Consider the following 12404-nt stretch of genomic DNA (forward strand, 5'->3'; position numbering starts at 1 on the left):
TTAGATTTTCATTGTCTACCCCGGAAAAAGCTTAAAGATAAATGCCGTAATTTCAACTTATCTGGGAGTGCTTGCGTAACGTGAACTTATCAAGCAACACAGGCGGAATAATGATGACCGAATATTTTACGAAGGCCACTAATGTCACCACTGCCACAAAGCAGCCTAAAACAAAGTCATGAACATCAACGAGCACCAACCCGAGCAATCGATCACAAGCGACCGCAACTACGGCAATACTGAGCGCAACTATCCATTTACTGTGCTGATAAGGTAACGGTTCCATTGTTTGGCTGACGAAATATAAAAGTAGTAATCGCAATATGTAAGTTCCGCAGAGGACAACAATAACCCCCCATACGCCATAACTGGGCGTCACGGTGACATAACCAATAGCGGCCAAGATCGCGCATCCACCTTGAATCCACATTTGCGATTGACTTGATTTCCCACTGAAACAACCAAGATTCAAATAATCACCTGCGTTCTTGATAACACTAATGGCAAGCAATGCGACAACAATCGTACCCGAATATTGATAGCTGCTTGGCAGAATTAAAGCGATAAAGCCTGGAACAGTTAAAATCATCAAAGCACCCAATACGATGGCGAAATTGACGCCAACTAAGGCTTTGTCTGCACAATCCTTACTACCTCCTGATTGCTGAAGAATGGCGACACGGTTTGGGAACCACCACAGTGCATAGGGTTGCAATAACAATCCAAGGATCAACGCAAATTTACCACTGACTGCATAAATCGCCAGTTCTTCGACTCCAACGAAACTTGCCATTACCCAACGATCTAACCCCATGATCATATACATTGATGCCCCTCCCACCAAAGCGGGTAACCCAAACTTCAGGATCTTGGTTGAGTATTTAAAACAACCAAATGTTCCCATCTCTTGCCATTGATAGCGCACTAAACAGATCATTAGCAGCAAACTCGATACCGCTGCCGAAATCAACACACCATCAATACCATATCCGGCCTCAAGCAATGCAAAAGTCATCACGGCTTGAACACCGGCTTTCAATACATTAAGCAGGCAAAATTGTTTCGCCATCGCGTTCATTCGCATTAAGGTCAGAGGAATAGAGATTGCCCCATCAAGCATTGTAGGAATGAGTAGGATAAAAATTTGGTAGGGTTGAAATTCGACGGGTAACATTAAAATCAATAGCGGCATGCTGAGCGCAATTAATAACCCTCCTAGCACGCACACCAAAACACTTAGCGTAAAGCAGTTAGAAACGAGTTCCCGCTTTTCATCGCCATCGGACACGCCCACATAACGATACATTGCCTCAACGATACCAAAGCTAAACAATATCGTTCCAATGTCTGCTAACAAGACAATCACTTCTAAAGAACCATATTCTGCTAGTGTCATTTTGTGAGTAATGTAAGGAATCATCACAAGTGATATCCCTTTCATCATCACAATACCAATAGCGTAATAGGCTGACTGTTTTAATGAACCCATAGCGGTCACCTATCCTTTACCCTGCTGGCGTTAGGAAACTTTTACAGTCTCTGATTAGGTGTAGTAACGTTCGTTTTTGAGGAGCCAAAACCAAAGATCTAAAACTGTAAGCGGCCGCCTGTCGGTTGTGTTGTAGGCTTCGGTAATAGTCAGCGTAACCTTCAAGTATTCTCGCCTTTGCGATCTTGAAACTAGAAGAAGGTAGGTTCCAACGTTCACTGTCATTTTGGTAATGCTGAAGAATAGATTCTATAGACTGCAAATTCCTCAGCTTGAAGCTTTCCGTTTGAGTAACAGAATTCGCTCTCATCAAGTAACCAACTTGCACTGAATTCAATACGCCAATCTGATGATTCTCACTCACGCGAAGCCAAAGCTCCCAATCTTCTCCGTAAGTAATGTCCGCGTTAAAAGTGTCTGTTTGCGAAAAGACATCGGCTTTCACCATCACTGTCGATGTGCCAATCACGTTATTTTCAATAATAAACTCTAGTGGGTTTTCAATATTAAAGAATAACTCGTCATGATCTTGAAACTGCGACCAATAACTGAAGCAGTCGACAATCACTTGGTAGTCTTCAGTGAGATGCTCGTAGTTAGTAAAACTCATCGCCAGATCGGGGTTCCGCTGATGGAATTCAAGTTGTCGTTCAATTTTTTCAGGGAACCAAAAGTCGTCAGCGTCTAAAAAAGCGATGAATTCACCGGACGCTTTTTCGATCCCTAAGTTTCTGGCTTGAGGAGCACCTACGCCCAACGTCGATAACTTTATAATTCGCTCATCGTGTATCGAAGAAAGATAAGTTGACGTCCCGTCATTGCTGTTATCGTCAATAATGATCAGCTCAAGGTCTTGATGAGTCTGCTTGAGTACGCTGCCGATTGCCTTCGGCAGGTAGCCCAAACAATTATAAGTAGGAATAACAATACTAACTTTAGCCATAGTGACGATCTCAGATTTATATCTTACACAGCATGTCTGCATATCCTGTGCCGAGTATTCCTCACTATTAAACTGGCCTTATATCAGCACCCTACGTATCTGTTCGCAAAATGACGAACAAGCACTGTCGACACAGAAATTCAAATATCCAATTTGACTACCAATTTGAGAAAATCAAAAGCGATCTGACGATAACAGCAAAAAACCGTTAAAAAGCACCTCTTCAGTACCCTCTCATCTTGGTTCGTATTTTGCTTAAACCATTGTAGTGGCCGATACACAAGGAGAAGAAAATGAAAAAAGTAGCATTTATAGCGCCAACCTATCCTGTGCTCAGTGAGACCTTCATTCAAACAGAGGTCGACTCCGTGAAAGCGTGTGGGCATCAGGTATGCGTAATGGCATTCGAAGTAGAAAAAAGTAAAAAAGCTTTCGACTATGACATTGTCAAAATTGGCAAGGATGTTCGGGCGGGCAAGATAACTAGCATCAATTGGGTGGGTTTTGTCAAAGCACTTTCGTTTGTCTCTAAGCAGACTAGCATGCCGAAGAAGTCACTTTTTGCTTATGGGTTTAAGCTGGCTTTACAACTTGCAGAAAAAGACGTCAACCATGTTCATGCTCATTTCTGCCAACACACCACCGCCCACGCTATAGTCGCCGCTAAGCTTCTCAATATAACGTGTTCGTTTGTCGCCCATGGTCATGATGTTTACGAATTCGCTTACGATATTGAACGTAAAATTACATCGAGTGATTTTGTGGTCGCAGTCTGTAAAGACATGCTCACAGACTTTAATCACATGGCCAAAGGAAACATAAAGCTCCTACATTGCGGTGTAAATACCAAGCAATTCCGGTTACACCCAAAGACTGAAACCAAGCAGCTTCGTTTTGTTTTCCTGGGAAGACTAGTTGAACAAAAAGGTATCCACTTTCTCATTGACGCTTTAGCACCGATAGCCGAGCCTCTCGACATTCATCTCGATATCGTTGGCACTGGAGATTTAGAGTCGCAGTTAAAAATGCAAGTAGAGCAACAAGGGTTAACTCGAAATGTCACCTTTCTGGGCTCAAAGCCTCATGAATGGGTAAAAGAAAACCTTCCGCATTACGATTGTTTAGTCGCTCCTTTCTGTTTTTCAGAAACAGGTTGTGTTGATACTGGGCCGTTAGTACTAAAAGAAGCTATGGCTGTCGGAACCCCCGTGATTACAACCAACATTATGGGCTGTAAGGAGATTGTCACACCTGATACTGGCTTTTTAGTGAATGAAAAAAACGTCGACGAGTTAAGAGAAAGCATTGAGCGTTTTGCGCAATTAAGTAGTAATGACAAAATAGAGATGGGCATGATGGCAAGAACAAGAGTAGAGAAACGCTTCAACTCTCTTAAACAAGCTCAGCAGCTGTCTCACTGGATAGAGAATCCAGTTTAAGATTGTCTATAAACACGCAAATAGGTGTGCAATGGATTAGAAGCTAAACAAAAAACCATAGCGTCACATTGATACACACTGTAACGCTTTAGTTCTATACACCATGAGTCTGAATAGAAGTAGCCCAATAACGCTGGGCTATAATGATTCCTTTGACTAAAACAGTTTGTCGTGTGCTCTTAACCCGCTCGCAACGCTAAAATCTCAGTAAGATCGTCCGTCTCTGTATATTGACTCAGGCCTTGTTCTTTCGATGCAATCGCAACGATAGACATTCGGTCTGCAAGTTCATTACCTTCAATACCAACGTGACCGTTAACATGATAGATAGTGATTTGAGAAGCGATCTCTTGGTACATTGCATAGGCTGGCATGATAATATCGAGGTTTTTAATCTCACCACCCGACTTCGTCCAGCCCTTTTTCTCCCAACCTGAAGCCCACTTGGTAATGCAGTCAATTGAGTATTTTGAGTCACAATAAATCGCAACAGACAATCCAGCTTGCAGTTTTTCTTTGGCGAGTATAAATGCTTGCTTCAAACCTTGTAGCTCTGCGGTATTGTTGGTGCCCGTAGCTTGGTACAAGCCATACCACAATTCCGTTAACTCATTATTTAGATAAACCGCTAAACCTGTACCGGCCTCTCCAGGGTTTGGCTCACAAGCACCATCAGTAAAGATCTTGATGTCAAAAGGCATATCAGTGATTTGCTGCTCCGAAAGCGGCGGAGTTTTAGCTTTGCTCGCCTTACTTGTAGCACTTGGTTTTACGGATGTAAAATTATAAGTTGGAGCAGACACAGACGACTTTTTACCACCGAAAGCAGATTCAGCTTCACCTAATGTGGGAAACGATTTGTATCTCGCACCGGCAAAACCATCAACTTGCGATTTACATTCATTCCAAGTGGTAAAAATACCCGGTGTACGACCTTTCCAAACCACATAATATTTCTTAGCCAAACTAACTCCTTACCAGAACCTTAAAACACGATCCCCACACCAAAATGATTCTGCTGTGGGGATGTTATTATGCCTGATTATGTTCGCAACACATAAATCATTACATAGAAGACACACTGTGTTGTGAGAATAGATGCGTTGTCAATCAAGTATAGAGCGCTAATTTTAATCACAACCTGAAAGCATCCATCTAATTAGGAGCCTCTATGTTCCTTAAGATCCTGTTTTAATTTGGTAGTTAAAGTTTGAATCTTAGGTATAACTTGCTGCATTACCGACTGAGTCATAATCATTGACTCTGTTGTCACAGTTGGCATCTTTTTCAGAATACTCTTACCATGTTCTGTTTTGTAGAAATCGATCATAGCCTCGACCTCAGCTTCAGTGAACTGCTCACTGTAGATCGTTACAATTGTTGGCTCTAGCTTTTTCCAACTCATCTCTTCTTTCATCAAGTCATTCATGCTGTGATAGTATTCATCAAAAATATCTCGTTCTGAGTCTGAAACCTCGAGTTCTTTAGACATATCAGCCATCATGCTATCCATTTGAAGGAATACCGCGTCCAACGTGGAATCGACATCCATGATCTGAAGAAGCTCTTTTACTAACGCTTGCTTCGTGTCCTGTGCAGCTGACAATTGTAGCGGAACTAGCAGAAAGAAAATGGCGAGAAGTTTGTGCATTATTAAGTCCTTTGGGCGATTTATATTAGAGAAAAGATTCGTTCGATTTATCACTAAGTGATTGTGTGGCTCAACACAAATTACATATCAACCTTTTGAATTAACTATAAATTTACTTACTTGCAATTCATAATTAAAACAGATTAAACCACACGAAAGCATATGTAATCAAATGCATCTAATCTTAAACCGCACCATTACGAAAATATACGAAGGACATCACTGAAAGCAGCTCGTTTCAAAAGATCACTGTGTTTTAGACATACCATGTCTTTTAAGCAGGAAATTAAAGGAAAAGAAACTCAACTGCGACTAAGTTATAGAACAAAAACACGGCCATACTGACTCCAATCGTTAACAGCACATTTCCTGTTTTCCATATCAGTAACCCAGTCACAAGAGCGCCGATTAAATATGGGTTTTCGAGGCTTGGCCAGAATGATTGCTCAGGAGCGAATACAATCGGCCCCCAAATAGCCGTTAATACAGCGGGGCTTGAATATCGCAGTAGGCGCCTTGCCGTACTATTCAGCCGAAGAGGAATTGAAGGCTCTAGAAACACATACCGACTAAAAAAAACAATCGCTGTCATGAGCAATATCGATAACCAAATCACGCTGATTCTCCTTCATTCGCTTGTTTCTGACCATTGTGTCGTTCAACAAATGATTCACTAATGAAGCCCGCCAACATACCTGAAATCGCAGCAATCATCAGCCCCCCTTCAACCTGATTGACCGCCATTGCCACAGAGGTCACCAATGACACCACAACACACACCACCGTTGGCAGTGTTCGAATCAAAGGAAAAACCAAAGCAATGAAAGTTGCGGCGACCGCGAAATCGAGGCCAATTTCGTTAAGTGATGGAATTTGACTACCTGCGACAATGCCGACAAAGCTGGCAATATTCCAAACGAGGTAAAATCCGCCACCCACGCCCGCGGCATACCAACGATTAAACTCTTGTTGGGATTGCCCACTGCAAATCGCGAACAGTTCATCAGTGAGCCAAAAACCAAGCAGTAAACGCCAACGTGCAGGAAGGTGACTAATTTTGTCACGCATAGAGACACTATAAAGAAAGTGTCTTGACGTAATAAACAGCGTAGTTAACAACATAGTCCCTAAACCAATACCCGCTTTAAACATACCCGCAGCCACTAGCTGAGCTGAGCCCGCAAATAAAATGGCAGACATAGCCTGAGCTTGAAGCTGATTCAGTCCAGCATCTATCGCATACGAGCCTGCTAATATGCCCCACGGTATGACGGCAATACTTAACGGCATCGCTGCCATAACGCCTTTCCATAACTGCGTACGTTTATCCATTGTGTTGTTATCCATATTCTCTTAGTTCTCGTTACATTGGTTTTCCACTGTAAAAGAGCGCTCACTTATTCGATTGTACAAAGTTGCTTTGTCACAAAAGCTAAGGTACCAAGTCAAAGCAATCAAATTAAATCAACGCATCTTAATGTACTGACCTGGAGTGTAACCGTTGGCTTTCTTAAAGTGCCTATGAAAATGACTTTGATCGTGAAAACCGCACTCTTGCGCGGTATCCGAGATCGAATGCCCTTGCTTTAACAATTTACGCGAAAGCCTGAGTCGGGATTGAATTTGATATGCATGTGGCGGAAGACCAAATTCTTTTTGAAAGGAGCGCACCAAGTGAAATGGACTTAAAGCCGCAAGCTTCGACAATTCTTCCAATGACACATCTGCTTGTGGAAAATCGTCTAAAAACTCTTTCACTAGAACAAGTTGGCGTTGAGTTTTTCCATCTAACAGAGGCTTAAGGCTCGACTTCCCATGTCGGCTAATCAGTTTAACCAACATCCCGTACATCAAGGTTTCTCTTAGCAGGCGATTATCTGATTCATCAATCGTGTTGAAAACTAATCTGAGTTGATTGGCGAGTTCAGGGTCTTCAACCACCGCTCTAGGAAAGTAAGGAGCCCCATAATTCGGCAGATTGAGTTCCTGCGTGATTTTGGCAAGTTGTTCTGGCAGTGGATACATTGCACGATATGCCCAGCCACCTTCGGTAGCAGAATGACCGCTATGAACTTCATCAGCATTGACCAGAATGATCGCATCTTGAGGCGCGACATGATGCCCTCCGGTTCGATAGAAGCGCTGAGCCCCCTGCTCAATCACACCGAGTGTGTAACCTTCATGGCTATGACGTGAGAAGTTCTGCTTTTCATATTCTGCATTGAGGATTTCAAGGCCACCGAGCTCTTCTGTGATCTTGTATTCGGCTTTCTCTTTAGAACGCTTTTTGTTATCCATAACCATCCCCAAGCCTGTTAATTATCGAGCGACTTATCAGTCTACTCTATAGGCTCTCGCAACTTTTGTACAAAATTGCGCATTTGGTCGTTTAACAAGAAGGTCAAGAAACAACAGAACACAACAACCTACCACTTAGTTGGTACAAAGATCTCATTGCGTCATGGATTGAATTAAAATTGACAATTTTTAACGTCATCCATCCTCATAATCGACACCAAACTCCGTTAGTTCTCTTAAAAAGCCATGAAACCAACACCAACCTTGATTATTTTATTTCTGTTAAACCTGACAGGATGCACGCACAATCAGTCAAAAATACTGAATGTGAACACTTCATCAGTCAATACCTACCCACAGTCGATGTCCAACTTACAACTGTGCGATACTTTATATTACGGGCGCTCAAGTAACCAAACACTCGCCGCAATTGGCAGCGAGTTTAATCGAAGAGGGTTGTTAAAAAATTGGTGCGATACCGAAACCAACAAACTGTATTTCACAAAGACAGTAGATTGGTTTGCGGGGCAAATAGAACACAAAGAAGATTCAGAGGAAGAAGCTTCTGCTGTTGTGCTGCCAGCTAATCAGGACGAATAAAATCAGTTGCATATCAGAAGGCGATTCAACGAAGTTACACACTGTACTTATACCAACTCATCTGCATATTTGAGCCTTATTACAAATTTACCCACATTTATATTGATAAATATTAACAAGTAGTTAACTATCGATATCCATTACTACTATAAGGAAATGAAAATGAAATGGATATTAGTTGCATTCGTCAGTGTTTTCTCTGTGTTCACATACGCAAAAGATTGGAAACAGATTCGTTTTACTGTTGAAGGGGCTTACCCACCATTTAGTTGGACAACACAAGATGGTCAGCTTGAAGGGTTCGAGGTCGATTTAGCCAACGCGTTGTGTATTGAGTTGGGTGTCAAATGTATTATCTCAAAAACAGATTGGGACGGTATTATCCCGTCACTCTTAAGTCGTAAGAATGATGCGATAATCGCAGCAATGACAATCACCGAAGAACGTGAAAAGAAAGTTAACTTCACCATCCCATATGCCAAAGTACCTACTCGCTTTGTGATGAAAAAAGGCAGAGAGATCAACATGGATGATGACAGCTTGAATAACCTGACTATTGGGGTTCAGCGGGCAACGATTGGTGATAAATATCTTTCTGAGATATACCCAGATGTAGACATTAAACGTTATGGCTCATTCGATGAAGCCTTTACTGATTTACTGAACGGTCGCCTTGATACTGTGTTTGGTGGCTCAATGGGACTCAACACAGGCTTCCTTGAAACGGAACAAGGCAAGGACTACCATTTTACCGGCCCTAAATTTACAGAAGAGAAGTGGTTTGGTCGAGGTATTGGCGTCGCTGTTAGAAAACAAGATAACGAATTGAAAGATCTTATCGATAGCGGGCTACAAAGGCTGATTGACAATGGTCAGCACCAAAAAATTGCGAGCAAATACTTTTCGTACAGCATTTACGAATAGACTAGAGTAAAAAGTGAACTTCACTACTTACAAGTATTGTTCACTTTTTTAAAGCTACAGATAGCAAAAAGCCGCTCATTAAGAGCGGCTTTTTTTATGGGTGGAAGCCCCAGCCACATCCCGGCACACACGTCGCCTGCTGCGGCTGCTCCCTTCCAGGCCTGACCGAGTTCACAAGTTAGTGTTGCGGGAGGACCAGAGCCTCCATAGATTCTTTTTCTAAGAGGCTTGCCTCAAAGAGTGATTGGATTATTAAGCATCGCAGCAACCATTGCAAGCTCTTCGACCCTATTTTTGAACAATTGCGGTCTAAGTGCTTATCCTTTATTCAAACCACTAGAAAATCGTAGGTAAATTCACCATTTACCTACGTTCGAAGGATTTGAGCATCTTTAAGGCTAGATATCGATGTCTTCGTTATCTTCGGTACGAATGATGTAATCAGTCATCCATGCTGTGCCTAGCAAGCACAACCAAACCACAAATACCGGATTTGGAACTTCAATGCTTGGCGTGATCACCAGAGCAGCAAAGCCTACCGTAGGCAGTGTCCAACATAATAGCTTGTTCCAACGGAAGGTCTTCAAGCGTGTCAGCGTTTCCATCGACGCCATGATGCCCGTTACACACAAAGCAACCAAAGCGGCATATGGCAAGTCGGCTATCCATAATGGCAATATCAAACCCAATGACCACCAGCTGTGTCGGCTGGCTGGCTTAAGGTGATTTGCCGCCCACCAAATAACGATGATTGACAATGTTTGTAGTGTGGTAACCCATGGAACACCATCAAGCTTACCTGCCGATTGCGTAACCATGATTCCCACCTGTAAAGTGGTAACGATCAGTCCGGAAATAATGACAACGGATAAACTGCTGCGTTTTGAAAAGACAACCATCAGCAATGGGAACAAAACCCATGCACTGACCGATAGCGTGATAGGTTGTAAAGGAAGCGTTAAACCATAAGTGGTCATAGAAACAAGCAAAGCTAATCCTGCAATGCCGCCCTGCGGTAATATCCACAATGCAGGAATGACCATTGCAAGCACTGGAATGTCACCTTCACTTAAACTGATTGCTCTCGCACAAACAACCGCTAATAATGTGGTGATCAAGAACTGAAATGTTGAAAATACCATAGCCCTCTCCTTCTACCGATCCGTGGTATTAATGAACTAGGAACTTTTAGTATGGACCAATTTTTAGCCCAAATCTTTGCTGTGATTCACCAAATTCCATATGGAAAAGTAACAACTTATGGAGATATAGCACGTTTTGCAGGTTTTCCGGGCTATGCACGCCATGTAGGTAAAGCGTTAGGTAACTTACCAGAAGGAAGTAAACTACCTTGGTATAGGGTGATTAACAGTAAAGGTGAGATCTCTTTGAAAGGGGATTCATTGGATCGCCAAAAGAAGCATCTGGTCGAAGAAGGGATTGAAGTGAGTGATGCAGGAAAGATCAAACTCAGAATATACAAATGGCAGCCCTAGGGCTGCCATCCATTTCTAATTAACGAACACCAACCAAGCGCAGGTCTGCTTGTTGCGTGTTTTCTACATCAGTAATCACAGACTTAACTGTATCTGTCGTGAAGCGTAACTTACCGTCTACATGAATCGTTGCACGCATGTTGTAACGGTGGTTAGCTTGAATTTTGTTGTTGTCGTAGCTCAATTCGAATGCGAAAGGGACTTGTTTACCATCAGCAGTGAACTCTTGAGTCGCAATCACGATTGATGATGCGTCAGCAAGTGAGATATCTTCTAGCGTTACGGTAATCACGGCATTCTCTGGTAATGCAATTCTTTCGCGATAGCTTACTGTGCCTGAAATCACTTGAGTATTCTCTGCAACGGCTTCTTGAGAAGCGCTCGTTTCTGATGTTGCTTGGCAACCAACAAGTAGGCCAAACGATAATAAAGACGTAATAAAAATTAGAGCCTTTTTCATATTCAATTTCTCTCAACATGTTTGTCGGAATCGACAAATCTACGGCCTAATTATAAGAGAGCTTTCATATTCTGTCTCGAAACCCTATGATTTATTGACAGATATTTGACTAAGCTAAATCATTAGCACACTAATCTGACACCCATTTTACGAAGAGGAATACTGACGATGAGTCAACCTTTACAAGAATTACTCAGTTTACTTCAGCTTGAAAAGCTGGAAGAAGGTTTATTCCGAGGGCAAAGTGAAAACCTAGGTCTTCCGCAGGTTTATGGCGGTCAAGTATTGGGACAAGCGCTTTCTGCTGCTCGCTATACTGTTCAAGATGACCGAAGTGTTCACTCGTTCCATAGTTACTTTCTGTACCCAGGTGATCCCGAAAAGCCCATTATTTATGATGTTGAAAACTTAAGAGATGGACGCAGCTTTAGCACACGCCGTGTTAAAGCGATTCAAAATGGCCGCCCTATTTTCTATCTCACGGCTTCTTATCATGGCGATGCTCCAGGCTTCGAGCACCAAAATCCTATGCCTGATATTCCAGGTCCGGAGAACTTTGCATCAGAAACTGAACTGGCAAGTCACATAGCTGAATTCTTACCTGAGAAACTGCGTAAGACTTTCTGTGGAGAAAAACCGATTGAGATGCGCCCTGTCACGGTTGTTAACCCGCTAAACCCTAAAAAGGCCGAAGCGAAGCAATATCTGTGGGTAAGAGCAAATGGCGCGTTGCCAGATAATCAGCTTATTCACCAATATTTGTTGGCCTACGCATCCGACTGGGGCTTCTTAGTGACAGCGCTTCATCCTCATGAAGTGTCCATTATGACGCCAAACTTTCAGGTCGCTACGATTGACCACTCTATTTGGTTCCACCGTCCGTTTAAGATGGATGAATGGCTACTTTATGCGATTGAAAGCCCGACCGCGGCTAATACTCGCGGCCTAGTACGTGGTGAAATTTACAACCAAAAAGGTGAATTAGTCGCGACTGCAGTACAAGAAGGTGTGATGCGCTTTACTAAATAGCGATCAAGCGTTGTTTTAAAAGTCCCAAATAAGTACGAGCAAACAAAAAGAGGCTAGGTTTATAATACCTAGCCT

General features: G+C 42.6%; 14 protein-coding genes and 1 other RNA gene. 5 read left to right on the forward strand and 10 right to left on the reverse strand.

What is annotated here, in order from left to right; translation table 11 throughout:
- Positions 1–52 precede the first annotated feature (52 nt).
- Together L8S15_RS01745 and L8S15_RS01750 are read right to left on the reverse strand one after the other, a co-directional pair.
- On the reverse strand, positions 53–1489 hold the full coding sequence (locus tag L8S15_RS01745) for an oligosaccharide flippase family protein (RefSeq protein ID WP_280571934.1): 1437 nt from the start codon (positions 1487–1489) through the stop codon (positions 53–55).
- 16 nt (positions 1490–1505) lie between these two features.
- Positions 1506–2432 carry a glycosyltransferase family 2 protein gene (locus L8S15_RS01750; RefSeq protein WP_010439661.1) on the reverse strand — a complete coding sequence of 309 codons (927 nt, stop codon included), beginning with the start codon at positions 2430–2432 and terminating at the stop codon, positions 1506–1508.
- 293 nt (positions 2433–2725) lie between these two features.
- On the opposite strand from L8S15_RS01750, the gene L8S15_RS01755 reads away from it, so the two are divergent.
- A complete protein-coding gene (locus L8S15_RS01755; RefSeq protein ID WP_010439660.1) occupies positions 2726–3871 on the forward strand; it encodes a glycosyltransferase in 1146 nt (381 codons plus the stop codon).
- Between the two features lie 179 nt (positions 3872–4050).
- Here the strand turns inward: L8S15_RS01755 and L8S15_RS01760 are convergent, their stop codons facing one another.
- The 5 genes from L8S15_RS01760 to L8S15_RS01780 all read right to left on the reverse strand — a co-directional run bounded on the left by L8S15_RS01760 (position 4051) and on the right by L8S15_RS01780 (position 7820).
- Complete coding sequence (locus tag L8S15_RS01760) at positions 4051–4836, reverse strand: ribonuclease H family protein (RefSeq protein WP_010439658.1); 786 nt, start codon at positions 4834–4836, stop codon at positions 4051–4053.
- A gap of 194 nt (positions 4837–5030) precedes the next feature.
- On the reverse strand, positions 5031–5522 hold the full coding sequence (locus L8S15_RS01765; RefSeq protein ID WP_016791838.1) for a DUF2059 domain-containing protein: 492 nt from the start codon (positions 5520–5522) through the stop codon (positions 5031–5033).
- Positions 5523–5808: 286 nt separating this feature from the next.
- A complete protein-coding gene (locus tag L8S15_RS01770; protein WP_010439654.1) occupies positions 5809–6138 on the reverse strand; it encodes an AzlD domain-containing protein in 330 nt (109 codons plus the stop codon).
- Positions 6135–6869: an AzlC family ABC transporter permease gene (locus L8S15_RS01775; protein ID WP_016787962.1), complete on the reverse strand. Its 735-nt coding sequence runs from the start codon at positions 6867–6869 to the stop codon at positions 6135–6137. Before L8S15_RS01775 ends, L8S15_RS01770 begins: the two co-directional genes overlap by 4 nt.
- A 117-nt stretch (positions 6870–6986) precedes the next feature.
- Positions 6987–7820, reverse strand: a complete 834-nt coding sequence (locus tag L8S15_RS01780) for an AraC family transcriptional regulator (protein WP_010439648.1) — start codon at positions 7818–7820, stop codon at positions 6987–6989.
- 246 nt (positions 7821–8066) lie between these two features.
- Between L8S15_RS01780 and L8S15_RS01785 the strand changes: the two genes are divergently transcribed.
- Together L8S15_RS01785 and L8S15_RS01790 are read left to right on the forward strand one after the other, a co-directional pair.
- Positions 8067–8420, forward strand: coding sequence for a hypothetical protein (locus tag L8S15_RS01785; protein WP_082239897.1), 354 nt, complete (start codon positions 8067–8069; stop codon positions 8418–8420).
- A 162-nt stretch (positions 8421–8582) separates the two neighbouring features.
- Complete coding sequence (locus L8S15_RS01790) at positions 8583–9344, forward strand: transporter substrate-binding domain-containing protein (protein WP_010439644.1); 762 nt, start codon at positions 8583–8585, stop codon at positions 9342–9344.
- A 104-nt stretch (positions 9345–9448) separates the two neighbouring features.
- Here the strand turns inward: L8S15_RS01790 and ffs are convergent.
- Positions 9449–9545, reverse strand: an RNA gene (gene ffs / locus L8S15_RS01795) — signal recognition particle sRNA small type.
- 197 nt (positions 9546–9742) lie between these two features.
- Positions 9743–10486 (reverse strand): hypothetical protein, encoded by a 744-nt coding sequence (locus L8S15_RS01800; protein ID WP_016768484.1) that lies wholly within the window; start codon positions 10484–10486, stop codon positions 9743–9745.
- Positions 10487–10537: 51 nt separating this feature from the next.
- Here L8S15_RS01800 and L8S15_RS01805 point away from each other — a divergent pair, with 51 nt between their 5' ends.
- Positions 10538–10840 carry a DNA base-flipping protein gene (locus L8S15_RS01805; protein WP_010439592.1) on the forward strand — a complete coding sequence of 101 codons (303 nt, stop codon included), beginning with the start codon at positions 10538–10540 and terminating at the stop codon, positions 10838–10840.
- A gap of 19 nt (positions 10841–10859) precedes the next feature.
- On the opposite strand, the gene L8S15_RS01810 is transcribed toward L8S15_RS01805, so the two are convergent.
- Positions 10860–11300: a YbaY family lipoprotein gene (locus L8S15_RS01810; RefSeq protein ID WP_016768483.1), complete on the reverse strand. Its 441-nt coding sequence runs from the start codon at positions 11298–11300 to the stop codon at positions 10860–10862.
- 168 nt (positions 11301–11468) lie between these two features.
- Here L8S15_RS01810 and tesB point away from each other — a divergent pair, with 168 nt between their 5' ends.
- Positions 11469–12329, forward strand: a complete 861-nt coding sequence (tesB, locus tag L8S15_RS01815) for an acyl-CoA thioesterase II (RefSeq protein ID WP_010439587.1) — start codon at positions 11469–11471, stop codon at positions 12327–12329.
- Positions 12330–12404: the final 75 nt, after the last annotated feature.

Origin of the sequence: Vibrio sp. S/42/10, assembly GCF_029890535.1 — a bacterium.
Taxonomy (GTDB): Bacteria; Pseudomonadota; Gammaproteobacteria; order Enterobacterales; family Vibrionaceae; genus Vibrio; species Vibrio cyclitrophicus.